The organism is Amphritea sp. 1_MG-2023, assembly GCF_030547545.1.
GTDB lineage: Bacteria > Pseudomonadota > Gammaproteobacteria > Pseudomonadales > Balneatricaceae > Amphritea.
On record NZ_JAUOQE010000001.1, the window covers coordinates 87,304 to 113,412 of the forward strand.

The 26,109-nt window shown below is 47.8% G+C and carries 19 protein-coding genes, 1 other RNA gene, 1 pseudogene and 1 riboswitch; of the genes and pseudogenes, 11 read left to right on the plus strand and 10 right to left on the minus strand.

From position 1 onward, the window contains the following. Nucleotides 1-422 precede the first annotated feature (422 nt). The 3 genes and pseudogenes from Q4488_RS00385 to Q4488_RS00395 all read left to right on the plus strand — a co-directional run bounded on the left by Q4488_RS00385 (nt 423) and on the right by Q4488_RS00395 (nt 3,314). Nucleotides 423-581, plus strand: coding sequence for a YqaE/Pmp3 family membrane protein (locus Q4488_RS00385; RefSeq protein WP_303578461.1), 159 nt, complete (start codon nt 423-425; stop codon nt 579-581). 236 nt (nt 582-817) lie between these two features. Continuing rightward, nucleotides 818-2,000 (plus strand): annotated as a pseudogene (locus tag Q4488_RS00390) (DUF2254 domain-containing protein). Between the two features lie 321 nt (nt 2,001-2,321). Continuing rightward, nucleotides 2,322-3,314 carry an endonuclease/exonuclease/phosphatase family protein gene (locus tag Q4488_RS00395; RefSeq protein WP_303578462.1) on the plus strand — a complete coding sequence of 331 codons (993 nt, stop codon included), beginning with the start codon at nt 2,322-2,324 and terminating at the stop codon, nt 3,312-3,314. 388 nt (nt 3,315-3,702) lie between these two features. On the opposite strand, the gene ffs is transcribed toward Q4488_RS00395, so the two are convergent. Further along, nucleotides 3,703-3,799, minus strand: an RNA gene (ffs, locus tag Q4488_RS00400) — signal recognition particle sRNA small type. A gap of 582 nt (nt 3,800-4,381) precedes the next feature. On the opposite strand from ffs, the gene Q4488_RS00405 reads away from it, so the two are divergent. The 3 genes from Q4488_RS00405 to Q4488_RS00415 all read left to right on the plus strand — a co-directional run bounded on the left by Q4488_RS00405 (nt 4,382) and on the right by Q4488_RS00415 (nt 6,751). Beyond that, nucleotides 4,382-4,885, plus strand: coding sequence for a TIGR02281 family clan AA aspartic protease (locus Q4488_RS00405; protein ID WP_303578463.1), 504 nt, complete (start codon nt 4,382-4,384; stop codon nt 4,883-4,885). Between the two features lie 163 nt (nt 4,886-5,048). Continuing rightward, a riboswitch (SAM-I-IV-variant riboswitch) is annotated at nt 5,049-5,165 on the plus strand. Nucleotides 5,166-5,207: 42 nt separating this feature from the next. Beyond that, nucleotides 5,208-5,537, plus strand: a complete 330-nt coding sequence (locus tag Q4488_RS00410) for a hypothetical protein (protein ID WP_303578464.1) — start codon at nt 5,208-5,210, stop codon at nt 5,535-5,537. Nucleotides 5,538-5,722: 185 nt separating this feature from the next. Next, entirely contained in the window at nt 5,723-6,751 is a 1,029-nt protein-coding gene (locus tag Q4488_RS00415) for an ion transporter (protein WP_303578465.1), read from the plus strand. 74 nt (nt 6,752-6,825) lie between these two features. On the opposite strand, the gene Q4488_RS00420 is transcribed toward Q4488_RS00415, so the two are convergent. Continuing rightward, on the minus strand, nt 6,826-7,365 hold the full coding sequence (locus tag Q4488_RS00420; protein WP_303578466.1) for a VOC family protein: 540 nt from the start codon (nt 7,363-7,365) through the stop codon (nt 6,826-6,828). Nucleotides 7,366-7,722: 357 nt separating this feature from the next. Here Q4488_RS00420 and Q4488_RS00425 point away from each other — a divergent pair, with 357 nt between their 5' ends. Next, complete coding sequence (locus Q4488_RS00425) at nt 7,723-7,890, plus strand: hypothetical protein (RefSeq protein ID WP_303578467.1); 168 nt, start codon at nt 7,723-7,725, stop codon at nt 7,888-7,890. Nucleotides 7,891-7,928: 38 nt separating this feature from the next. Here Q4488_RS00425 and Q4488_RS00430 read toward each other — a convergent pair whose 3' ends face one another. From Q4488_RS00430 to Q4488_RS00440, 3 genes are all read right to left on the minus strand, one after another. Next, nucleotides 7,929-9,158, minus strand: coding sequence for a bifunctional alpha/beta hydrolase/OsmC family protein (locus Q4488_RS00430; protein WP_303578468.1), 1,230 nt, complete (start codon nt 9,156-9,158; stop codon nt 7,929-7,931). Nucleotides 9,159-9,385: 227 nt separating this feature from the next. Further along, entirely contained in the window at nt 9,386-9,868 is a 483-nt protein-coding gene (locus tag Q4488_RS00435; protein ID WP_303578469.1) for a peptidylprolyl isomerase, read from the minus strand. A 68-nt stretch (nt 9,869-9,936) separates the two neighbouring features. Further along, on the minus strand, nt 9,937-10,407 hold the full coding sequence (locus Q4488_RS00440) for a transcription elongation factor GreAB (RefSeq protein ID WP_303578470.1): 471 nt from the start codon (nt 10,405-10,407) through the stop codon (nt 9,937-9,939). 143 nt (nt 10,408-10,550) lie between these two features. On the opposite strand from Q4488_RS00440, the gene Q4488_RS00445 reads away from it, so the two are divergent. Then, nucleotides 10,551-12,146, plus strand: a complete 1,596-nt coding sequence (locus tag Q4488_RS00445) for an ABC-F family ATPase (RefSeq protein WP_303578471.1) — start codon at nt 10,551-10,553, stop codon at nt 12,144-12,146. Between the two features lie 216 nt (nt 12,147-12,362). On the opposite strand, the gene Q4488_RS00450 is transcribed toward Q4488_RS00445, so the two are convergent. From Q4488_RS00450 to rapA, 3 genes are all read right to left on the minus strand, one after another. Then, nucleotides 12,363-15,365, minus strand: coding sequence for an EAL domain-containing protein (locus Q4488_RS00450; protein WP_303578472.1), 3,003 nt, complete (start codon nt 15,363-15,365; stop codon nt 12,363-12,365). A gap of 583 nt (nt 15,366-15,948) precedes the next feature. Further along, nucleotides 15,949-17,277: a DEAD/DEAH box helicase gene (locus tag Q4488_RS00455; RefSeq protein WP_303578473.1), complete on the minus strand. Its 1,329-nt coding sequence runs from the start codon at nt 17,275-17,277 to the stop codon at nt 15,949-15,951. A 45-nt stretch (nt 17,278-17,322) separates the two neighbouring features. Further along, nucleotides 17,323-20,196: an RNA polymerase-associated protein RapA gene (gene rapA, locus Q4488_RS00460; RefSeq protein WP_303578474.1), complete on the minus strand. Its 2,874-nt coding sequence runs from the start codon at nt 20,194-20,196 to the stop codon at nt 17,323-17,325. A 279-nt stretch (nt 20,197-20,475) separates the two neighbouring features. Between rapA and Q4488_RS00465 the strand changes: the two genes are divergently transcribed. Beyond that, nucleotides 20,476-21,774 (plus strand): DEAD/DEAH box helicase, encoded by a 1,299-nt coding sequence (locus tag Q4488_RS00465; protein WP_303578475.1) that lies wholly within the window; start codon nt 20,476-20,478, stop codon nt 21,772-21,774. Between the two features lie 143 nt (nt 21,775-21,917). On the opposite strand, the gene Q4488_RS00470 is transcribed toward Q4488_RS00465, so the two are convergent. Together Q4488_RS00470 and Q4488_RS00475 are read right to left on the minus strand one after the other, a co-directional pair. After that, entirely contained in the window at nt 21,918-23,546 is a 1,629-nt protein-coding gene (locus tag Q4488_RS00470) for an MFS transporter (protein ID WP_303578476.1), read from the minus strand. Between the two features lie 190 nt (nt 23,547-23,736). Beyond that, on the minus strand, nt 23,737-24,471 hold the full coding sequence (locus tag Q4488_RS00475; RefSeq protein WP_303578477.1) for a helix-turn-helix domain-containing protein: 735 nt from the start codon (nt 24,469-24,471) through the stop codon (nt 23,737-23,739). A 132-nt stretch (nt 24,472-24,603) separates the two neighbouring features. Here Q4488_RS00475 and Q4488_RS00480 point away from each other — a divergent pair, with 132 nt between their 5' ends. Both Q4488_RS00480 and Q4488_RS00485 read left to right on the plus strand, forming a co-directional pair. Beyond that, nucleotides 24,604-25,038, plus strand: coding sequence for a GFA family protein (locus Q4488_RS00480; RefSeq protein WP_303578478.1), 435 nt, complete (start codon nt 24,604-24,606; stop codon nt 25,036-25,038). Nucleotides 25,039-25,101: 63 nt separating this feature from the next. Further along, nucleotides 25,102-26,049 (plus strand): carbon-nitrogen hydrolase family protein, encoded by a 948-nt coding sequence (locus Q4488_RS00485; protein WP_303578479.1) that lies wholly within the window; start codon nt 25,102-25,104, stop codon nt 26,047-26,049. The last annotated feature ends 60 nt before the right edge of the window (nt 26,050-26,109 follow it).

The following is a 26,109-nucleotide window of genomic DNA, read 5'->3' on the forward strand; positions in this document are numbered from 1 at the left end:
AGTGAAATAAAATCTCGAAATGCATTAAAAATGTCAGTAATCCTGTACAAACGCTGGCAACACTATAACCCATTCAATAGTATTTTTATTCATTCAGCAATCACTTCAAACTAGACTTTCAGCTTATGCGACCCCTCGATGACGCTGGACATCGTCACTGACCTCAGTCACTAGACTTTAAACACGCTCTGTACAAGCCTGCAGTCGCCGACATTTGTCATCAGAAACGCCATACATCCAGTAGTCCACGGCGAGTAGCTTAAGCAGACAAGCCGCAGGGCATTATGTCGAAGCAGCGCTTGTCGATGAACTTTAATTCATCTTGATCGATTGAGTTTTTATGCTAGGTTGAATAGGTAAAACTGATCTTTGTCGTTATAACTTTGTCGTTATAGCTATGTAGTTACGATCGAGGAAACCTTATGGATATCATCCGCATTATCATCGCTATTCTATTGCCGCCACTCGGTGTATTTTTGCAAGTCGGTATAGGCAAACATTTTTGGATCAATATTATTCTCACCCTATGTGGATATTTACCGGGCATTATCCATGCGGTATATATTATCGCCAAAAAGTAACCGCGAAATAAACCTCGCCAATACAAATACTTAACCAAAAAAGTACAGGGCCAGTAAGCGCCTTGAAACAAAAAGTGCAGCTGCAGCTGATAATACTTTGACTCAATGGTCAACGGGCGCTATTGAATAGACAATAGAATGATTTTTTTGCGACGTAACATCCGCTGCTAACCTTTATTTTCACTGGTATCTAAATTAAGTAGGACAGGCACGCCTCAATCCAGGAATAAAAAATAGTGAACAAAAAGATCTGTTTTTTTATCAGCCGTTTGCGCGAACGACTCTGGGTAAAACCCTTAGTAAGCAGCCTGCTATCCATTGCTGTAGCCCTGTTCGCGCGTATCGCAGATAGCTATTATCCGCATGCAGCGGTCATCAGGCTGAGCAGTGACTCATTGGAAACCTTATTAACTATCATATCGGCAAGCATGCTGGTGATGGCGGTATTTGCTGTCGGCTCAATGCTCTCAGCTTACGCCTCTGTCAGCAGTGCGGCAACGCCGAGAGCTTTTGCCATTGTGATTACCGATGATGTATCACAATATGCTTTATCTGTTTTTGTCGGCGCCTTCATCTTCAGTATTATCGGGCTGGTTGGTTTGATGAACGGGTTTTATCAAGATACCGGTCGACTTGTGTTATTTTTAATAACCATGCTGGTTTTTATTATCGTTATTCTCAGCTTTGTTCGCTGGGTTGATAATATCGCTCGACTCGGCAGTCTCGGGAATACAATTGCCAAGGTTGAAGCCGTTGCTCTGACGGCTTTAATGCGTAACCGAAAGCTCCCGAGACATGGCGGTATCAAAAGCCCGGACAAGGTGACCGGCAGAGTGCTTTACGCGGATACTGTAGGTTATTTGCAACGCGTTGATATGAGACAGCTGCAAGCCACTGCTGAAGCGTATCAGTTGATCGTCAATGTAAAGGCTATGGTTGGTGCCCGGTGAACCATTAGCCTATTTGATAGGTGATACTAGCGACGCTAATACTGACTTGCCGGACAATGAAATCAGGCGTGCATTTGTCATTGGTAACCAGCGCACTTTTGATGAAGACCCGCGTTTTGGATTAGTGGTTTTATCCGAGATTGCTAGCCGTGCATTATCTCCAGCAGTCAATGACCCAGGCACCGCGATGGATATTATTGGCTCGTTGGTACGTCTGTTTAATAACTGGGCAGACACGCCGATAGCGGAAGATACAACCGTGGTGCAGTTTGATCGTATCGCGATGCCTGAATTACTACTTGACGATATGTTTGACGATGCATTCAATGCGATCGCCCGAGACGGGGCCGGCGTCATTGAAGTGATGCTGAGGTTGCAGAAGGCCCTTCAGTCTTTAGGAACGATTGATGACGCCTTTGCGCGGGCGGCTGCTCGCCATATCAAGATTACCTATCGATACGCCGAGTAAGGCTTGATCTTGCCGGAGGAACTCAAGCTACTAAAGGGGAAAGGGCAAAACTGATATCGATTCACGTTGAGTTTACACCAAGAGCTGGCCGCTTCGTATCGCTGAGTCCGGCTAAACACCTGTTGGCGGGCACCGATGAATACTAGCTCACTGTGGCCTGTGCAACGATCTGTCCGGCAATATCGATTTCTATGATGCTCTAAACATAACACGTCAACGTTGGATCTAATGATGCTCACAGTGCTTATTTGTTTAACCTTGTTACTTATTTTAGCGACACTGCTGCCGTTATCGCGACATCCACATTGGATCGTCAGGGGAATGGATTTTCCCCGTTTACAAATTGCTGTAATTGCCGCTGTTTTATTACTCGCCGATTTAATTTTTCTCGATCTTCAAGCGCTAATCGCATGGGCACTCATCAGCGCAACAACGCTATGCTTGCTGTGGCAATTATGGTGGATATTGCCCTATACGCCTTGCTGGCCTAAGGAAGTAAAAACGGCCACAGAAAGCAGCCAGGAGCGGCAGATCAGTATTCTCACCTCGAATGTGCTCACACCGAACCGTAACGCCGATGCCCTGATCAAGCTGATCCAACAGCATCAGCCTGATATTCTCGTGACACTGGAATCGGATCAGTGGTGGGAAGATCAACTTAATGCACTCGATACAGATATGCCCTTTAGCGTCAAATGCCCCTTAGATAACCTGTATGGCATGCATGTCTATTCAAAGCTGCCCCTAGAGGAGCCAGAGATCTGCTACCTCGTCGAGCAAGACGTACCATCGATACACGCATCGGTGGTGTTGAAAACGGGCGATAAGGTTCGTGTACATTTTATCCATCCAGCACCACCGAGCCCAACTGAAAATCCTGAGTCGGCAGAGCGAGATGCCGAGCTAATCGTGGTGGCTAAGAGTGTCGTCGATAGCGATCAACCGATCATTGTGACTGGCGATCTTAACGATGTTGCTTGGTCTGCCACAACCCGCCTTTTCCGTAAAATCAGTGGCTTATTAGACCCACGCGTGGGCAGAGGAATATACAACACCTTTCATGTTGACTATCCCTTTCTGCGCTGGCCTTTGGATCATCTGTTTCATAGCCGGCATTTTGTATTAATATCGATACAACGCCTACCTTCCATAGGGTCGGATCACTTCTCCCTATTCACGAAGCTGCTATTCATGCCTCAGCATGGTGAGGATCAAGCAGGCTTAGAGGCCGATGATGCAGACCATGAATGGTCAGAAGAGATTGTTGAAAAGCAGAACGTCAGTCAACACGATGTGCCTGAGCCGGGTAGATAAGTGCGAATACAGCCCCGCCCCTAATCTGTCGTTTTTGCGCGAACGAATAACACCCATTATAAAAAAGTACAGTAAACCGTTGCCAAAGACGCCGCCCCCTGCCATCTTCGGTCTACTCACCTACCCCTTCTTAACGCTGAGCACAATAGTCTTTCTCTAGCATAACAAACAGCTTTGGGCTGACTGCTTAAGGGTGGTTTCATCTATCAGATATCGTACGGTGTCTGCAACGTGAATACGCAAGTAATGAACTACGTTGCGGGAGTGCTGTGAATAAGCTGATGATCTAGCGACGTATTCCGCCTTATAACCCACTTCGGCGCACAACAGAAGCAACTAGAATAATCGTGTGAAAAATGAGAACAAAAGATGCGGTATTGGGTGGTAGCCCCACCAGCCACATCCCGGCACACGAATCCACCGCTGTGGCTGCTCCCTTCCGGGCCTGACCAGATTCACGGTTTATCGTTGCGGGAGGACCAATGGAGCCACCATAACGTGACCAACGAAGGTCGTCTCGAACGAGACAGGCGCGCAGTATAACAGCCTATCTCAAAGATGCAAATCGGATTACACGCTTAACAGAAACGAATCGCCCTTAATTGTTATATTTGCTCAGAAAACAATCACCACACAGCGTGTATAAACGCTTTGAATATGGGAAGTAGCGGTAACGAACGCGATAACATTCGGTGCAGATCATGAGCTACTTAAGCCGTGAATAAATGCATTCGGCGGCGCGCCAATCATCTGATGAGCTGTAACCGAGTTAATACCCCGCATCTACAGCCAAGCGCCAAGGCTCGACATGAATAGCATCAGTGACATTATTGATGTTATGCCGGGTTTATCGGCTAGAGGGTACGGATCAGTGATTGCCTCGCATGTCGCGCCCCGTAAGGCACGCAAACGCTCGTAATAAAAGTGCCTATGCCGTCCGCTTATGCTAAAACTAACAGTCAGCAGCGTATTCCTAGAGGAGATGGATGCAAGCATCATGAATAGCAATCCGTGCGCAAATTATCAGACTCAAACCGGTAGCGCAGCTCAAAATACACAGGAACATTATGCAACAGGATAGCAGCCAACGTTTTATCGCTCGCCTCTTTGCTCACCTGACGTGGATAATCATACTGGGATTGTTTTATCTGTTTTTTCAAGATAAATGGCAACAACAGCATGACCCAAATCATCATGTGATGACGACTACCAATACCTCAGTAGTGCTGCGACGTAACCGTCAAGGACACTACATTGCTCCGGGTCGCATCAACGGTTTGCCGGTACGCTTTTTACTCGATACCGGTGCAACGGATATCAGTATTCCAGGCGATTTAGCTGATACTCTGAAGCTCACCGCCGGCCGCGCATCCTATGCCCGCACCGCGAATGGCACGATTAAGGTTTATGCCACTCAACTCGACTCCGTTGCGCTTGGGGGGCTATCATTGCAACAGGTGTCTGCCCATATCAATCCACATATGCAGGGTGATACCGTATTACTGGGGATGAGCTTTTTACAACATCTCGAATTGATTCAAAAAGGCGATACATTGACACTCAAGCCCTAAGGAAGGTGCGAATAAGTCCGTTATGTTCTCGGCGGACAGAGACGTCATTGACTTAATCGCACCTTTCCTAATCATTGCTTTATTAGCCACTCTTTTTGCAGGACGTGTTGCGCCACAGCGATCATTATCTTAAAATATTGGCCTAATTCGTTTTTATACATTCTTTCAACATCAAGAGAAGGGCTGACGTCCTCGCCAACCTGCCTGCCTGGGTAAGGTGGTTGTTTTGCTGCTGATTATCGCAAAACGATGTGGTCATTACCGACAAAATCAGGTAACCCCCACGCACAACGTCAGCTCTCATGTAAATGGGAGCAGATCCATGTTTGAAGCACATATTTATACAGAAGCCGGCAATCCCGACGCAGGTTTGAATCATCAGTCGGTCAAACCGAATACATCAGCAAACTGTTGGCATACCCGCTATCAGTGCAATGTTCGCTACTGGCTGGCTGAAGGTAAACGGCAAACACGAGCGACATTATTTCTCTACATCGAATACTACAACAGAGATAATAGTCACGGGTATAAGCTCATTGAGATACCACAAAGCACGTTAACGGTTGATCAAGCTCAGCGTATTATTTCGCAAACACAGCTTAGCCCACAACTCGATCCCATCAAAACAGAGCAATGGTGTAAGACACTTTAACCGCGCTATCCCTAACGCTGCCTGATCAGCTCAGCAGGCAGCCTCTCGTTCACAATGTCATCATCGCATCGGGTTAATTGCTCAACCCTGAGTGACACCCGTTCTCATGCGCCAAAAAATGATCTTATAATCCCCCCCTTTTACCGATACTATGAATTATTCGCTCAGCAATCATCAGGTTAGTCATGCACGCTCTACGTAAACTGACATACGAAACTCTTGAGACCGGTAAAAATCATCATGGCTATGGAAATCTCATTCAGATTTTCCTGATTGTGCTGATATCACTCAACGTCCTCTGCGTCATTTTAGAAACGATGCCCAGCAATAATATCGAAGAACAATACTGGTTTACTCAGTTTGAGATCTTTTCGGTCATCGTCTTCAGTATTGAATATCTGGCCCGCGTATGGAGTAGTATCGAAAATGAAAAGATAAAAAAAGCTCACCCATTGTGGAGCCGACTACGCTATATGCTGACCCCGCTGGCACTGATCGATCTATTAGTCATTCTGCCGTTTTACCTCAGCATGATGATGGTGGTTGATCTACGTTTTATGCGGGTATTACGTTTACTGCGGGTCTTTAAGCTAACCCGCTACTCCGCCTCGATGGCCCTGTTATTACAGGTGTTACGGCGTGAAGCTCGCTCCATCGGCGCAGCTCTATTTGTGATTTTAATGCTAATGATTTTGGCTTCTAGCCTTATGTATTATGCAGAACACCAAGCTCAGCCCGATGTGTTTAGCAGCATTCCAGCCGCGATGTGGTGGGCGATTGTCACCATGACTACCCTCGGCTATGGCGATGTCATTCCCGTCACCGTGCTGGGTAAAGTGCTCGCCTCGATTATCAGCATCATGAGCTTAGGTATCGTCGCTCTCCCTGCCGGTATCCTCGCCTCAGGCTTTAACGAAGCCGTCCGTGAGCGTCGTACCACCTATGAAAAAATGGTTCATATGGCCATTCAGGATGGTCGTATTGATACCATCGAGCAAAAGGCTCTCAATCAGATGCGTGAAACGCTGGGGATTAGCAAAGAGGATGCTGCCAACATCCTCCATGCCAGCCTTAACCGAAATATGGAAAAAGATCTCGAGCGCGATATGGGCCGGTTACGCAATGAGATCGATTCGGTACTGCATGATCGCTGCCCTCACTGCAATTACCACGTCAAATGGCTTAAACGCGACAACAAAAGAAAGGATCGTTAAGAAAGGATCGTTAAGAAAGGATCCTTAAACAACAACGCGAATCACTGCTGCTTTATCGCCACGGTTTGCACACGCTAGCCGTTAAACTCGCTATCATGCAACCATGCGGCATGCTTGGGTGCTTTCTTGGTGCGCGACCATTCTTCCAACATTAATGGCGCTACTCTTTTTAATTCAGCCATCTGTGCAGCAGTGCCTTTGACGCAAGTTAGTTCGAGACGATGCCCATTTGGATCGAAAAAATAGATCGAGCGAATAATGCCATGCTCTGTCGGGCCGACAACATCAATCCCTTTTGCTTCAATTTCGGCTTTTGCCGCCATCAATGCAGCGTCATCTTTGACGCGAAAAGCGATATGTTGCACCCAGCTAGGCGTGTTGCGATCACGATCCATCTTCGGCTTCGTCGGCAGTTCAAAAAAAGCCAAAATATTGCCATTACCGGCATCCAGAAATAGATGCATATAAGGATCAGGCTCTTTGGTCGAGGGCACAAGGTCTTCTGCTATCGCAACCTGAAACTCCATATTCAAAACATTTTGATAAAACTCCACCGTCTCCTTGGCATCATTGCAACGATAAGCGACGTGATGAATCTGTTCAATTTCAATCATGGACTAACCCCATATTCCTAACACTATTGTTGTTATATAACCGATATCTTACTGTTGCTATCAAAGTAGCACTTCAGACTTTGCCAAGCTATATGGGTAATCTTTATCAGCTTGATGATGAATTCACCATCAATAATAAACTATTGTTTTAAATGGATTTTATATGAAAATAATGATTATTACGTAACAGGAATTTGTCTTTTTCGATGCTCTTTTTACGATAGTCTTTTTTACGATAGCCTTTTAGATCGTTTGATCGAATCATCGCGCGGCTAACACCTTCTCTCAGGTAAATCGACTCCGACACCACGAAGCACTATTGATAAACACGACTCACAAGCAAACTACTCACAAGCAATGATCGATTCCGCTCTGCAGCAGGGAACCCCCTATCAGCAATCCGATCAGCCATGGCCGCTGCATCATTTGATTCAGGCGCAATCACAACATCGACTCAGTCGCGCCCATAAACGCCTCAGCAAAGCCAAGACTGATAACAGCCGAATAATCAGCACTCATGAGTGAGATCATTCGACAGATGAGTTCTCCCGTTCAAACACAACCTAAGCGTCGACTGATTGCGTGAGACAGGTCACAATGCTGATCTCTCCTTCGAGTGTTCGGTGAACAGGGCAACGGTCAGCGATTTCAAGTAAACGTTGACGTTGAGCAGCGGTTAATGCACCGGTGAGTGTTATGCGTCGCTCAAACTGATCAACCTTGCCCTCGCGTTGCTCACAACTAGAGCAATCTTGTGCATGAACCTTGTCATGAGTGACATCCACTTGCACATGCTCCAACGGCAGCTTTTTCTGTCGAGCGTACATTCTAATCGTCATCGATGTACAAGCCCCTAAACCCGCCGCCATCAGTTGATAAGGGCTTAGCCCTAAGTCGTTACCACCATAGCTCATCGGCTCATCGGCGATCAGGTGATGACCTGCCGCACTAATATCCTGAGTAAAACTATCGGCGTCGGCTTCGCTGACACGGACGATACCTTCTGGCGCATGGCTATATTTCGGTAAAATGTGCACATCGATATAACGTTGCGCCCAGGTTGAAATTACTTCAGCGGCGTAATCCGCATCTTCCTGCCGACTCAACAGATGATCTGCAGAATCGAGGGTGACAAAGCTTTTCGGGTGTTTTGCCATTTGAAAAAGCCGCCCCGCATTGTCCAGCGGAACCGTCTCATCCAACGGCGCATGCATCACCAGTAACGCTTTACGTAGTCCTTTTACCGCCCCTTCAAGGGAAGCGGAAGAGATATCTTCGAGTAACTGACGCTTAATGGTAAAGGGTCTGCCGGCCAAGCAGACATTCGCCTCACCTTCACGACGGATGGTTTCCAATTGAGCATCAAAATGATGCAATAGATGTTGTGGGTCTGCCGGTGCACCAATCGTAACCACGGCTTTAGCTTCGGGCACCTGAGCGGCCATCGCTAACATCGCGGCACCACCAAATGAATGCCCAATCAGTAACTGAGGCGCGCGGTAATGTTGACGCAGAAAGCTAACTGCCTGCAGCAGATCCTGCATATTTGAGCGAAAGTCGGTATTGGCAAATTCGCCCTGCGAGTGACCCAAGCCGGTAAAATCGAAGCGTAATACCGCAATCCCCAATGACGCTAAACGCTGCGCAATACGGCGGGAGGCGGGTAAATCTTTGGAACAGGTAAAACAGTGCGCAAACAACGCATAGGCCGCCGGCTTACCCACCGGAAGATCGAGCCTTGCGGCCAATAACGAACCATCATGCCCAGTAAATTCTAAACGCTCAGTCTGCATCATATTCTCCTGAATTGGCTTCAGTACTGAGTATTGATCAGACCGCGCTGATGAGCTATTTATTTTTGACTATAAAACAGATTGCCAGGATAAATCAGATAGCGAATCGGCCCGTGATGATCGACTCGTTATCACTCGCAATGCGATGAAAAGAATCGAAAGGCCTGATAAGCGTAAACCGCCTTAGCATCCTAACGCGGTGTTCTAACGTCGATCATTCTGTGCGTTTAATGATGATGACCACCTACCCCATGAGCGTGACCGTGAGCGACCTCTTCCGCCGTTGCCTCTCGAATATCTAAAATTTCAATATCGAAGGTCAACTCTTTACCCGCCAATGGATGATTGTTATCAACCGTAACCATAAATCGTCCGACTTTAACCACGGTAACCTGACGCTGACCTTGCTCGGTCTGCACCGTGCCAACCATACCCGGCCGCCATTTCTTAGCACCTTGCAAATGCTTAACAGGAATACGCTGTTCACAATCCGGTAGCAACTCACCATAGGCATCTTTTGGTGCTAACGTAATCGAAAAAATATCGCCGACAGCCTTACCTTCCATCGCCTGCTCAAGGCCATTAATCATATTGTTATGACCGTGCAGATAGGCCATAGGTGAGCCACCTCGGGTCGTTTCTTCGATGGTCTTCTCGGCATCGCTCAAACTGTAATGAAACTGAACGACTTTATCTTTGGTAACACTCATGGTTATTCCTTCATTAATGGCAGCGAGATCGAGCACGCTATAAAACGATTAACGCTGATTATACGTCATCAACAGAGATCCGTAATCTCAAATTCTCCCTGCGGTAACGTCACGCGATCACCCACAAATCGGCCGATCAAAGCGGCGCCTAGCGGCGCTCTCGGGGTCACAACGATCACGCTATGATCGCGCCTCACAATCTTAATACCACCACCGGCAACACCAATAAACAGACACTTCTCACAACCCGCGCTATCTTCAAGGCTGACCAATGCCGATAATCCCACTGACATATCGGCGCTGAACTTCTTCAGCGGCATCTGCTGATAAGCAGCAATGTCGGCTTCCAGCGCTTGCACCCGCTGCGACTGCCCGTGCGCCAGATACGATGCTTCTAGACCTAACGTGTCGTATTGATTTTCCGCGACACTCTCTTCATGAGTAGCCGCTTCATGCGCCTCATTAGCAGCGGCGACATTCACCGCGAGATCGGCCTGCAGCTGTGCCACGATCTGAATAATTAGCTGTTGTTTATCCATACATCCACCTGAGATTCAAGCGTTGCAGTATCGCCATTTAATAATCAAAAAGAAACACGCTATTCACACACTTTAAGCACGATTTATGGGACAATGTGCCCGCTTTTTTTTAACCTTAACGTTTAAACTGATGGATTCCTGTTTTGCTGACTACCGCTAATATCACTATGCAGTTTGGTGCCAAACCGCTGTTCGAAAATATCTCTGTAAAGTTTGGTGAAGGTAACCGTTACGGTCTGATCGGAGCAAACGGTTGCGGTAAATCCACCCTGATGAAAATTCTGGGAGGCGATTTAGAAGCCTCTGCAGGTAACGTCAGCAAAGATCCGAATGAACGGATCGGTAAACTACGTCAGGATCAGTTCGCGTTTGAAGCATTCAGCGTGATTGATACGGTCATTATGGGCCATGCCGAACTTTGGGAGATCAAGCAGGAGCGGGATCGTATCTACAACCTGCCCGAAATGACAGAAGAAGACGGCATTAAAGTGGCTGAACTCGAAGTCGAATTTGCCGAACTAGACGGTTATACCGCCGAATCCCGTGCCGGTGAACTGTTACTTGGTCTCGATATCCCGACCGAACAGCATTTTGGCCCCATGAGCGAAGTCGCACCTGGCTGGAAGCTTCGCGTATTGCTGGCTCAGGCACTGTTTGCTGATCCTGACATTCTGCTGTTAGATGAGCCGACCAACAACTTGGATATTAATACGATCCGTTGGTTAGAAGGCGTCTTAAACGAACGCAACAGCACCATGGTTATCATCTCCCATGACCGTCACTTCCTCAACTCCGTCTGCACGCATATGGCCGATTTGGACTACGGTGAGCTACGGGTTTATCCGGGTAACTACGACGATTATATGATCGCCTCAACCGCGCTGCAGGAACGTTTGCAATCGGATAACGCCAAGAAAAAAGCGCAAATTGCTGAACTACGCAGTTTTGTTAGCCGTTTCTCAGCTAATGCCTCTAAAGCCAAACAGGCAACCTCTCGGGCTCGTCAGATTGAAAAAATCGAGCTGAATGATATCAAACCCTCAAGCCGTCAAAGCCCTTACATCCGCTTTGATCAAGAGAAGAAGCTACATCGCTTAGCACTGGAAGTGGAAGGCTTAACCAAAGGTTACGGCGATGCGCCGCTGATCAAAGATCTCAGCATGATGGTTGAAGTGGGCGAACGCATTGCCATCATCGGCCCTAACGGTATAGGTAAAACCACGCTCTTAAAAAGCCTTCAAGGCGAACTTGAGCTCGACAGTGGTGAAGTCAAATGGTCTGAAAACAGCAATATTGGCTATTATGCACAGGATCATGCTCACGACTTCGCCGATGAAACAAACCTGTTTGATTGGATGGCTCAGTGGACGAAGTCGGGGTCGGATGAGCAAGTCATACGCGCTTCTCTAGGCCGGATGTTGTTTTCTCAAAATGAGATTAAAAAATCCGTTAAGGTGCTTTCCGGAGGTGAAAAAGGCAGAATGCTGCTGGGTAAATTGATCCTGCAACAGCCGAACATTCTGCTGATGGATGAACCCACCAACCATATGGATATGGAATCCATCGAGGCACTCAACTTAGCCCTGGAAAACTTTGATGGCACCTTAATCTTTGTCAGCCATGACCGAGAGTTCGTCTCTTCACTGGCGACGCGCATTATCGATATGAAAGAAGACGGCCTAACCGACTTCCAAGGCGGTTATGAAGAGTATCTTAAGAAACAGGGCATCGCCGGTTAAGACCCTCTATTAGCCCTTACTCGCCGCACAGCATCGTGGACATTAACAAAAACCAGCCTCTCACCGGCTGGTTTTTCGTTTAAACGTCGCTCATCGCGACCACAACTAATCCTCGTGATACGCGATTCAGGCTCGCGCTATATTTCCCGATTCCTTCGAGCATTCAGCGGACAAACCAGCGCTTGCTCTGCAAACATAGACCTCAGAGTCACACTCTTAAGCCTTAACGGGATCGCAATTTAATTCAAGCCAGCTTTCAGCAAACGCCTCGGCCGGTAATGGGCGACCAAATAGATACCCCTGACAGTAATCACAATCGATATCTATTAATAGTTCCTTCTGTCGCTCCGTTTCCACGCCTTCCGCAATGACTTTAATACCCAACGTATGTGCCATCACAATGATCGCTTCACAGAGTACGAGATCCTGAGACTCGGCTGATAAGCTATCGACAAAGCTCTTATCTATTTTAAGATAATCAATATCAAACTGTTTCAAATAAGATAACGATGAATACCCCGTACCAAAATCATCCAACGCGACCTCAATACCATGATCCCTGAACTGCAGCAGTTTATCGGTAATACTGCTGCCAGCTTCCATCAGCAAGCCTTCCGTAATTTCGACACAAAGATTGGCAGGACTCAAGCCACTGGCCAACATACGACTAAACCAATCAGACGTAAAGCAGTTCTCATCCTGATACTGCACCGGTGAGGTGTTCACACCGATTTGAACATCCATATTAAATTGTTGCTTCCATTGGGACACCTGCTGCACCACATCATCAAACACCCAATTACCGATCTCGACAATCAGGCCGGTCTCCTCGGCCAGAGGAATAAAATCAATGGGCGGCACTTGCCCTTTAGGGTGATTCCAACGCAACAACGCTTCGGCTTTAACAAGCTGACCGCTCGCCAGATCAATAATCGGTTGATAGTAGACTTCTAACTGTCGCCGATCGATGGCTTCTCGTAACTCATTCAACATCCGGCTACGACGCTGCGCCGCCGCTTCCATCTCAGGAGTGAAATAATGAAATCGGTTGCGTCCAGCGGCTTTAGCAGCATACATGGCCTGATCGGCATTCTTCATTAACACTTCCAGCGACATCGCATCCACAGGATAAAGCGTAATACCAATACTCGCCGAGACAAATGCGCGATTATCATCCAGATCAAATGGCTCACTCAGTTGCGATAATATCGTTCTGGCAACACGTTCAACCACAGCCACTTCGCCAATATTGCCCAGAATCACCAAAAACTCATCACCCCCTAAACGGGCCACGGTATCGGTTTCCCTGACAGAGTCGGTGAGACGTTTAGCCGCCTCTTTGAGTAGCCGATCGCCATAATCATGTCCCAACGTGTCATTGACCTCTTTGAAGTTATCGAGATCAATCATCATCACCGCGACCTGCTCACCTTCGCGCCTAGAACTTTTCATCAACTGCTGCAAACGATCGGCAAAGGTTCGTCGATTGGGTAACTGTGTCAGTGAGTCATAATGCGCCAACTGAGTTAATTCCGCGCGTGCCCTTTTCTGCTCAACCAGATTTACATCAATACAATACATGTTTTGATGATGATCGGCGTCCTTGAGCATCACATGACTAGAAAACACCGGCACTAGGCTGCCATCTTTACAAAGTAATTCTAGCTCGGCGGCAGGAATAGGCACCCCGTCTTCTAACCAAGCTTTGTGATGCTCAATGAGCCCTTCACGCATATTGCTGGGAATAATAAGATCTTCCAAACGTTGCCCGATAACCTCTGCACGGGAAAACCCATACAGCGTTTCACTGGCATCGTTCCAATAGATCACGCGGCGTTCTTCATCATACCCCTGTACCGCAATCGCCGGCAGGCTCTCAATCAACTCACGGAATCGAGACTCGCTTCGCAACATCAATAATTCGGCATTTTTCTGATGCGTAATATCGAGCATCAACCCTCGTAGCCAGCGTGATCGTCCCCTTTCCTTTACCACCCTAACCATATCCCGAATCCAAGCAATCTCACCATTGGCTTTTAAGAATCGGTATTCAGACATATAGTCTTTCATGGCAGCCGCCTGAGCATGACTGTAGGTAATCACTCTGTCTCGATCATCAGGATGAATATGCTCTTGCCAAAAACCAGGTTCTAACCAACGCTCAACTGGATAACCTAAAATTCTAGCGACATTTTCACTCATGTAGACGATATTGTTAGTAGCATATTCAACTTCCCACATCATACCATCAGACGTTTTCACCAAATTTTTAAAGCGCTGTTCACTGAGTCGATACGCCGCTTCTGAACGACGCAGGCGAATGTTCCAATAGATAAACAAGAGAAAAATGACAAACACCACCGCACCAATCTTAACAAGCCTCTCTAAGGGGACCCCTTGAGGAAACTCCATGCCACTCCAGTGATCCTGTATCTCAATACGCTCTTGTTCAGTGATACTGCTTAAGGCTTTCTGAATAACCGCTAACAGTATCGTATTAGCCTGATTAACACCGATACGATAGGCGCTCTGATACTCCGTCTGTCCTGAAAAACTTAAATTATGAATACCCTCTTTTTTCATCACATAACTCGCTGCAGTCGCATCACCCACGAAGGCATCCGCGTCGCCCATTGACACCATTTCCAAGGCTTGCTGAAGCGTTGCCGTATTGATGATCGTTATCTCAGGATAATCGCGTTTGAGTAATTCATTGGTAAAGTGTCCCTTATGAATGGCAACGGTTTTCCCTTTCAACCGATCCAAGCTGCCGACATAGGGGCCCTGTAGACCAATAATAACCGCGAAACTGGTTATATAGGGCTCAGTGAAGTCAAGATATGTCTGTCGTTCGTCGGTTTTAACCAAACATGAGATTAGGTCATATTCACCATGACGAGCACCCTTGAGTACCTCATGCCATGACCGTTTATCGAGCTTCGGTACGAAAGCTATCCCCAGACGCTGCTCTAATAAGTGAAAATAATCGGCCGTAATACCAACGAAATCACCCGCTTCATTGATGCTCTCATAGGGCGCAAAGCTGGGGTCTATGCCTATTTCTAACTGAGGATGCTGTTCTAACCAAGTAATCTCTTCTGAGGTTAAGTGCTGATCTCGCCAAACAGAGAAATCCATCTCAGCTGCATAACTCATGATTGAGGCCATCACCCCAAAAAGACTCACAACAAGCGCTAGCCTAGGGACTATTTTTAACATCCATATCTCCAACAGCAAAAGGCGGTCTAATCTACATCCTGACACGTCACATAACCTGCAGATCACACTCTTTATGCTAAAACAAAATGAATAACACTGTCGCTTTATTAACATGGCTCATGCAGCGTTAAAACGAATAGTTTAAGCATAGATCTATTTTGTTTGAAAGGACTAAAAAAAACGCAGTTGTCTGCGTTAAACCAAGCCTATCACCGAAGGGTAAGCTAAGGAAGGTGCGAATAAGTCCGTTATATTCTCTGCGGACATTAGAATGGCCAGATACGCGAAAACCAGAGGCGTATTGACTTATTCGCACCTTCCCTAAACAACGCGACTTAATCTGCAACCCGATTGATAGATCAAGGTGACTTAGCTCACTTTCTTAACTCACTTACTTAATTCACTTACTTAATACGCTATAGCAGGGGATATTATAGATAACCAAACCCACAGTTCTCACTTTGCGAGGTTAAAGACTATCTGAGTCAAACTGACGTAGGCGGGCGCAGGGAGGTTTAACGCTAAAACACTTGAATGACAGATTAAAAAAACCAGCACGTGGCTGGTTTATCAGTAAAAAAACTTAGTCTGTTTTTTTCTTTTTCAATGGTGCCATACCATCATCAGACACGATCTGTCGATTTGCCTGTCGACGGTTTTTACGATCCTGCGGTGCTTTAACAACGCGCTTAGGCCGACTTTCACTTTGCGCCTTCTGAGGTTTTGCTTTAGCCACCGGTAGCGCTTTAATGCCCTTGAATTTACCCTTAAGTCCGTCCAATTCACTAAAGTTAACCGACTGCTGTAGAAACTGCTCCACCCGTCTGAACGCCTCCCAATCTTTCGGCCCAATCAGTGACACTGCCACGCCCTTTGCGCCAGCACGACCGGTTCGACCAATCCGATGAACATACTCCTCAGCCTGCTTCGGCATATCGAAGTTAATCACCAAAGAGACCTGTAACAGATCCAACCCTCGAGAGGCAACATCGGTGGTAATCAACACCTGCTGCTGTCCGCGACTAAAGCTATCCATAATTTTATTCCGATCGGCCTGACTCATATCGCCACTCAAGGCCGCGGTTTTCAGCGCTCTAGCCGATAGCAGTTGCGAAAGACGTTCAGTATCGGTTCGCGTCGCGGTGAAGATGATCACCTGCTGATAGGCTTCGGTTTCAAGAATCCGTTGCAGCAATGCCTGCTTATGATCCAAGTGATCCGCGAGATAAAAGCGCTTCTCAATATCCGCATGTTCCTCATTCGCCGCACCAATAGCGATCCGTTTAGGAGACTTCAGCAGCATTTGAGCCATATGATTAACCGCCGCATGCTCTAACGTAGCCGAAAACATCAGCGTCTGTCGTAAGCGATGGCTGGCAGTCTGATTAATACGCTGTAGCTGTTCAGCAAAACCCAAATCAAGCATCCGATCCGCTTCATCTAGGATTAACAACTCTAACCCTTCCAAAAACAGTGAGCGCTCTTGCAGATGGTTGACTAAGCGACCCGGCGTTGCTACCACAACGTGAGGATTTTTCGCCAACGCTTTCGCCTGATCATTGAAGTTTTCTCCGCCTAGCACCAACGCCACTTTATACGGCGTACCGCTAATCAGACTCCGCAGTTGCGCGTAAACCTGCTTTGCCAATTCGCGAGTGGGGGCCAGAATCAACACCCGTGGGTCCTTTTTACTCAAGGCTTTTTGACGCATCAACCGCTGCATAGCCGGCAGCAGATACGCCAGTGTTTTACCCGAGCCGGTTTTTGATGACGCAATCAAATCATGACCCGCCATCGCCGTTGGCACTGCGCGGGCCTGAATCTCGGTCGGCTGAGTAATCCCTTGATGATCGAGAATGGTGCTGAGCCGAGGATCAAGCCCTAGGTCAGTAAAGTTTTCAGCGTTGGACAAAGTCGGCTCCGGTTAGACTAAATTTATCGACATATGTTAGAAAGCTCAGGTAGCAACAATGACTCGAATGGCATCCAATTTCAGCGATGCCGTTTGCAGGTGTTGTTCCAATGCGGCTCGGTTTTGCGCCAAATAATCGATCTCTTCCTGACGAATATTCGGGTTCACTGTGGCTAAAGCCGTCAAACGTTGCTGTTCTGCACCCAACAAGGTCTCAACATTGTGCTTGGCCTGATCCAACATCGCCGGTAATTGAGTTTCAGCAATCCCTTCAACCCGCTTAACCATCTTATCGATATCAGGGCGAGTATGCTTAACGATTTCAACCGCCTGACGCCGTCCCACTCTTTCCGCTAAATTATTGATATGCGCTTCGGTGAGAATCTCGCTGAGATCGGTACCATTGGTATCGACGACGATCCGGCTCAGGGTTTGCGGCAGATAACGTTGTATTTGCAGCGATTTAGGGGCCGCACAATGGAGAATGTAGATCGCTTCCAGCAACAGTGTTCCCGGCTTCAACGGCGGCAACTTGATAGAGCAAACCGCGGTATTACCAAAATCACCATTAACCACGATATCCATCGTACCCTGCACCAGTGGGTGTTCCCAGGTCATAAACTGAATATCTTCCCGTCCCAGCGCTAAGCTACGGCTATAGGTCGCCGTCATACCGTCATTAGGTAAGCCCGGCAGGCTTTCATAGTGCATATGTTCGCCAGGGCTAAGGATAATACTCTGACTGCTATGCGCCTGTTGTTCGACCCCAAATTGATCAAACATGCGCTCCATATAACGGCTCAGCTCGATACTGTTGCCCGTCACTTCCATACTTTCAGCAATCGCTTGGGCTTTTTCCGGCTTGCAGGAGTTGAGCTCTAGTAACTGATCGCGACCCTGCTGAAGTTGTTCCAACAGACGATCGGCTTCAATACGTGTACTACCAATTAACGCCTCGATATTCGCTTCATCATACTCATCAAACAACGCTGGAATCAGCTGTTCAAGGAACTGATCAAACAATACCTGTCCTACCGGACAAGCCCGCTCAAAACAGTTTAAGCCGCGATGAAACCAATCTAACAAGGTCGATTGTGCGCTGAACTCATAGTGCGGCACATGAATCTGTACATCATTACGCTGACCAATACGATCAAGACGACCAATGCGCTGTTCCAGCAGATCAGGGTTGAGCGGTAGATCAAATAGAATCAGGTGACTGGCAAACTGAAAGTTACGCCCTTCACTGCCAATTTCAGAGCAGATTAATACCTGAGCGCTATCCTCTTCATCGGCAAAATAAGCCGCCGCACGGTCACGGTTAACCAAGCTCATACCTTCATGAAAAACCGATGATCGAACACCTTCATAAAGACGCAGATGCGCTTCCAAGGATTTCGCGGTATTGGCATACGCACAGATCACTAGGGCTTTTTCGTCACGATTGTCTTTTAGCCAATCGACTAACCACTGCACCCGTGGGTCCGCTTCTAGCCAACGGTCCGCCAAAATCAATTCGGGATGCAGGCGCTCTTCCAAACCGGCTTGCGCCATCAACTGCCGTTCGCTTTCCAGATAGAAGTCGGGCTCGGATAATGGATAGCTGTGCAAAATACGCTTAGGAAAGCCACTCACGCCATCACGGGTATTACGGAACAACACGCGGCCAGTGCCATGCTGATCGAGCAGGCTAGCGACGGCATCTTGAATCGCTTGTTCGAGAGAGTCGTTATGCAGTTCATCCTGCAGCTTCTGCGCCATCTCATCACCCAGATAGTGGCGCAACTGAGCAAACACCTCTGGCGCATCCTGTAATTGTTCCCGCGCACCTTCAGCCAATAACTGAGCCACCAACTGACTTACCGGCTGATAACTTTCTTCCTCAGAACGGAACTGTTCGAGACTGTAATAACGATCCGGATCGAGCAGGCGCAGGCGAGCGAAGTGACTATCCACGCCTAACTGCTCCGGCGTTGCCGTTAACAGCAATAAGCCTTTGACTTCACGCGCCAAGGCTTCGATACAGATATATTCGGGACTGGATTCCTCTTCTGACCAGACCAAATGATGGGCTTCATCGACCACCAGCATATCCCAGCCAGCATCCAGTGCCTGTACTAACCGATCTGGATTCGATTTGAGGAAAGACAAGTTACAGAGCACCAGTTGAGCCGTTTCGAACGGGTTAACGCCCTCATCAGAAAGCTCCAGTGCTTCGCAGCGTAACTCATCCAAAATAGTAAACCGCAAATTGAAACGGCGTAACATCTCGATCAGCCATTGATGCACCAGACTATCGGGCACCACAATCAGCGCCCGAGACGCTTTACCGCTAATCAACTGCTGATGCAGAATCAGCCCAGCCTCGATGGTTTTACCCAAGCCTACTTCATCGGCGAGCAATACCCGAGGCGCAAACCGCTGTGCTACCTGCTGAGCGATATACAACTGATGCGGCAAAAGCTGTACGCGAGGCCCCAACAAACCATAGCTTTCAGATTGCAGATGATTAAACTGATTTTTTAGGGTTTCAACTCGCAATTTAAATTGCGTGATTTTATCAACTTGTCCGGCGAACAGACGATCGTGAGGCTTACTAAAATGCACGGCACTGTCGAGATCTCGCTCTTCCAATACCAACACGTCACCCTGTGCATCTTCGACCTGATAGACCATATAGCCATTCAGTGCTTGCTGCGCTGTAATGGTCACATTAACGCCAGCGGCATTTCGGACTTGTTCACCTACCGGATAGATCACACGACTCAGCGGTGCATTATCAACCGCATAGGTGCGTTCTTCTGCAACGGCAGGAAACAACATTTCAACACGACGATTCGATACGCTGGTTACTAACCCCAGCCCCAGATTTGATTCGGTATTACTGATCCAGCGTTGGCCGGGAATAAATTCAGACAAAAGACAGCTCTCAAACAGAAAACGATAGAAACGACACCCGTGAAACTACTATAGTCGAAATAGAAGCACCTATTTCAAAACAATAGCCAATTATAATCGGTCAGCGCGGAATGATAGGCGTTGTCGCGGTCTACCTCAAGACACAATCTCAATCACTGGCAAATATCGGAAAATATTCTTCAATTAGTCGCCATAAAGGCTCGATTCAGCGCCCAGCAAAATATCCGCATTGGCAAAAATAAGGTATGCTTGCGCCTTTAAATCTGTGAGTACTCTTCGATGTTCTTTATCGACCTAAACCTGGATCTTGATATTCTGGGCCCATTGGCTGACAACAACTTCCTCAGCCCCCGTCCGATTCAGCAACAGGCAATCCCTGTGGCGCTGGAAGGTTTTGATCTGCTGGCATCAGCGCCCACGGGCACAGGCAAGACGCTCGCCTTTGTTTTGCCTGCGCTACAGAAAGTATTCGATAGCGATGCAGACCGTAGCAGTGCGCCACAGATATTAATACTGGCACCGACGCGAGAGCTCGCCAAACAGATCTATCAGGTGATTGAGCAACAAACTCAGCATAACCGTATCAAAAGCTGCCTGATTGTCGGCGGTGTGCCGTTTGGGATGCAAAAAGCGATGCTCGCCGAACCGATTGATATTATGATTGCTACTCCCGGACGGCTGCTAGAGCTTAACGCTCAAGAGTGGTTAGATCTGTCGTTAGTCGATATGCTGGTCATCGATGAAGCCGACCGCATGTTGGACCTAGGTTTCATCCACGATATCAAACAGATTGCCGACGTACTGCCCTTGAAGCGTCAAACATTGATGTTTTCGGCCACCCTTGAGGGTGAAAAAATTCAACAGTTCGCCGCTGATCTACTCAATGAAGACTCACAGATTGTCGCCGTCGAACAACCTCGACATATCCCCGTCAACATTGAGCAAAGTGTCTATCGCGCAGACAATGAACAACATAAAGAATATTTGCTTAAAGCACTGATTCATCAACCCGAACTGAAGCAAGGCATTATCTTCGTTAATAGCCGTAAACAGGTTGAGCAGTGGCTGACGATTATTCGCAATGCAGGCATGCTCTGCTATGGCCTTCACGGTGATATGCGTCAAAGTGAGCGTACTCAGCGAATCAAAGAGATGCGCCGCGGTCGAATTAAACTGATCATCGCGACCGATGTGGTGGGTCGAGGGCTCGATCTGCCCGATCTAACCCATGTCATCAATCTATATCTACCACAGAAAGCCGATAGCTACGTTCATCGCGCCGGTCGTTCCGGGCGTGACGGCGCTAAAGGCACCGTTTGGTCAATTGTCGAGCCATTAGACTGGGATTCTCTCGGTAAGATTGAACGCTTTTTGGGGGATAAACTGCCGAGAGCGACATTCCCTGGCCTAACACCGAAAAAACCCGAGCCGGGAAAAGGCGGTGGTAAAGCCAAACCCAAAAAACCCAAAGTAAAGAACAAAAAAGCGCTCGCCAAAGCGGCAGCTAAAAAAGCCTCTTCACAGAAAAAATCGCCGAAGAAGCGGGTTGGCCGCGGCCCCAAAAAGCCCAAAGCATAAGCGCTAGGCTTCCATCAGCCGATGGTTTATCGATAAAGCCACCTTGCCGGTGGCTTTAGGTTATCAAACGATGTTATACCGCTAACAGCACGCGTGACTCAACGCTGATGCTGTATCAATAGCGCGTGCTAGCGTCTTCTCATTCAGGCCGATTGAGATGCAACCTGAACATCCTCTGCATCGCACTCTCGGATAATATCCGCCATCATCGTCTCAATCTCATCGCGCTCACTGGCATCGGCCCCCTCAATTAAAGCCTCCTGAAGCATGGCATTGATCCGCTCTTTTCGCAGGATAAACAAGTCGCGCAGGGAGTGTGCAATCACCAAACGATCATCGGGAAACAGCTGTACCAAAATAGAGATCAGCTCACCGGAGCGTTTCGGTAATGCTAAGACCATATGAATCGCGACATCCTGAGGCTTCAGTGAAGAACCTTCCAACGCGGTACTGATGAGAATGCCTGGGTCTTTGGGCTGCTGTCCTAAGGCGACCAACAGCAGTTTCAATTCAGGATCGCCAAGCTCCGCCAAGTTATAACTCAGTTGAGGCTCAAGCACCGAAGAGCCAACCGAGGTCTGCATACTGATCTGATATTTAGAGTGACTCTCGAGTGTCTCTGTGCGCACATAAAGTTTACGCACAATCAGAAATACACCCACCAAGAGGTGCACCGCCACCAAGTAATAATATAACCAAATGAAATCGAATTGCGTCATCAACAGTCCCGCCACAATAGGCCCCAAGACGCCGCCACAGCCGAGTAAAATCTGCATCATACTGGTTGCGGACATCGCTTCTTTGAGATCAATGTGATCAAACACTTGCGTCACGGCCAACGGGAACAGCGCGACACCTGAGCCACCGGAAATCAAAAACAACACCACCAGCAGCTCTATCGGCATGGCGATAAAGTTTTCGGCAACAATCAGTAAATTACTGATCACCCCCAACAGCATCAGTCCTGCAGCAACCGAACGTTTATCATAGCGGTCGGCCAACCAGCCCACCGGATACTGAGTCAACAACCCGCCTAGTTGATAAGACCCCAATACCAATGATAACCAAATACCCGTGATACCATGATCATAGGCATACAGCGAAATCAGTGAAACACTCGCCGAGCTGATTAAGCCGGCACAAAAACACGACAGCGTACCCGATGGCGAGTAACGCCATAACCGTTTAGGCGACATCGCTCGAGGTCGCTCGGGCAGCTCCGGTAGGGGTAAACGACTCATCGACATAATAATCAAAGAGATACAGAGAAACACACCGATCAGCCCAAACAGTCGTGGGTCGTGCTCACTCGACAAACTAAACAGAAACGGCGCCGAGCCAAACCCTGTGGCAAAACAGATCTGATAGGTGCCAAACACTTTGCCTCGGTTACGCTTATCACTCAAAACATTGAGCCAGCTTTCGAGGGTAATAAAACTAGTGACAAAGCAGAAGCCAGCCACCATTCTTAAGCCACCGGTAATCCAGATATTGATAAAATAACTATGACACACTGACACAATCGACAGCATCGCGGCCATCGACGCAAATGCTCGAATATGCCCGACGCGAAGCACCGCCCGAGAACCTAACAGCCCCGCCATGATGGAGCCAACCGCGAACATACTCATCGCCATACCAATATCGGCAGACTCAAAGCCGCCCTCTTTAAGCCGAATAGGCAACATGACAAAAAACAAATTGTGACTCACGGCTACCGCAAAAATAGCAAAGAGAATCGGCTGAATACGAAGCAAGATATTCGTTTGCATGTGCTTTTAACCCGATCAAGAAAACTAAAGCAAAACAGCGCCGTGAAGGACGACAAACCTACTTTCTGATAGCGCCTCACTCCCTGAGGCTGATGACATATTTCTATCACCTTGCCACAAGGCGTTAGCCCAGAACCTTAAAGACTACCGATATAATGAGCTAGTAGCAAAAAACTATTGCAATAAACGACTACCGCTTCATGGCAACCTCTATCGAATCGCCTCCAATCGTACTACTTTCAACGAAGCCACTTTTAATCTTGGCAAAACCACTGAACATAAACCACTGCGGAAGGTTTTTAATCAACAGAGCCGCACCGCGAACATCCAATGTACCACTCGCCTCGGCGGCAGCCACCGACACATCGCCCAGCCATAGAGCCGTCATTGTTCTAAGATCACTCACAAAATCCACATCAGCATCAAATCCTGGATCATCAACACAAAGATCGATTTCGCCACCGTCAGCCAACATCCACCAATGCCGATAGCTTTTATCGAGATCCTTGAACTCAAAATGCAATACGGTGCGGTTATCCGGTAAAGCTGATCCGTTAATCGTGCGTCGCATATCCCACATCAGTAGTTCGACACTTAGATCTTCGTCGCTCATCTGACTACGGACCCAACGTGCCCCCCACTCACCTAACCCCATGACAATAGGCTCTAGCTCTAGACCCGCCTGAGTTAAATGATACTCCCTGCTTTTACTATCATCAGAGAGTTTCAATTCAACCAATCCCCGAGCCTGCAAAACACTCAATCGCTGAGACAGCATGGTCGGCGATATCAACGGCAGGCCCCGCTTAAAATCGTTATAACGATGACTACCGCATAAGAGTTCACGTATTAATAACAGCGTCCAGCGTTCCCCCAATGCTTCGCAAGCCTTGGCTATTGGGCAAAACTGTCCGTAACTTTTCATATAAGCGCTCCCGCAATCACTCAGTCGTTACTACAGATTTCGTACTTTAAGGTACGTTTTATGTACTTAACAAACTATAGCTCCTCTGCTGTACTTCATACACACACACCCTGAAAACACAGGAGAATTCACATGAACACCCAAGAGAAATACACCGGTAGCTGTTTTTGCGGAGCTGTTCAGTTTAGTGTCTCAACCCACCCCGTTTTAATGGCCTACTGCCACTGTGAGTCTTGCCGTCACTGGTCTGCAAGCCCCGTCAACGCCTTCACCTTATGGCAACCTGACACGTTAAAAATAACCCAAGGGGAAGAACAGATTAGCCGCTATGCTAAAAGTCCCGGCAGCATTCGCGCATGGTGTCGCTCATGCGGTGGACATCTGTTTATCGAACATCCTCAGATGGGTGTCATTGACCTCCCTGCCGCCATCATTCCTGACCTGAACTTTACCCCCTCTGTGCATGTGCACTATCAAGAAACCGTGCTGCCAATGATCGACGGTCTACCGAAAATGAAAGACCTCCCCTCTGATGCTGGAGGTTCTGGAGAGCAAATTCCGGAATAGCCGTAACTCGAGTAGCTATTCAAAATGGCGCAACCACGCTTGCGCTAAAGTGGAGTACACCTTATGAATATCAATATAGCGATTTCACAAAAACCACCGGTGCTGTTAGACCTAAAAGCATCGATCAAACTGGCCGTAAAAACCATTGAGGAGGTCGCCAAACAGAACACACAACTCCTCGTTTTTCCCGAAGCATTTCTGCCGGGTTATCCCACCTGGATCTGGCGCCTTAAACCCGGCGGTGATATGCCGTTAGGTAATCAGTTGCATACTCAGCTGCGCAATAATGCCGTCAATATTGCCCAGGGAGATCTAGATCCGATCTGCGAAGCGGCTGCTAAGCACCATCTGATTGTGGTGATCGGTATGCATGAGATCGATGCAACATTCAGCGGCTCAACCCTGTTTAATACCGTGGTTGTGATTGACGATAATGGCGTCATTTTGAATCGGCATCGAAAAATAATGCCCACCAACCCGGAGCGAATGGTCTGGGGATTTGGTGACGGCAGCGGTCTACGCGTTGTAGATACCCCCATAGGAAGAATCGGCTGTTTAATCTGTTGGGAAAATTATATGCCTTTGGCACGTTACGCCCTGTATGCTCAGAATATCGATATCTATATCGCGCCAACCTGGGATAGTGGGGACACTTGGATAGCCTCAATGAATCACATCGCCCGTGAAGGCGGTTGCTGGGTTTTAAGTACGGCCACCGCCCTACAGGGCAAAGATATCCCTGATTCGTTTCCTGAGCGCGACCAATTATTTCAACCAGAAGAGTGGATAAACCCCGGTGATGCGGTGGTAGTCAAACCTTTTGGGGGTGTCGTCGCCGGACCACTTCACAAGGAGAAAGGCATTTTGTTCGCTAATCTTGATCTAGAAGCGGCGCGGGAATCAAGGAAAGCGCTTGATGTTGCTGGACATTATAATCGTCCAGATATCTTTCACTTAGAGATCGACCGGCGTGAGATGCCACCCGTAACGTTTACCGATAAAACCAGCTAAAACGTCCACCGCTCTAGTAGAAAAACAGCCTGACACGGATTGTCAGGCTATTGCTTTGAA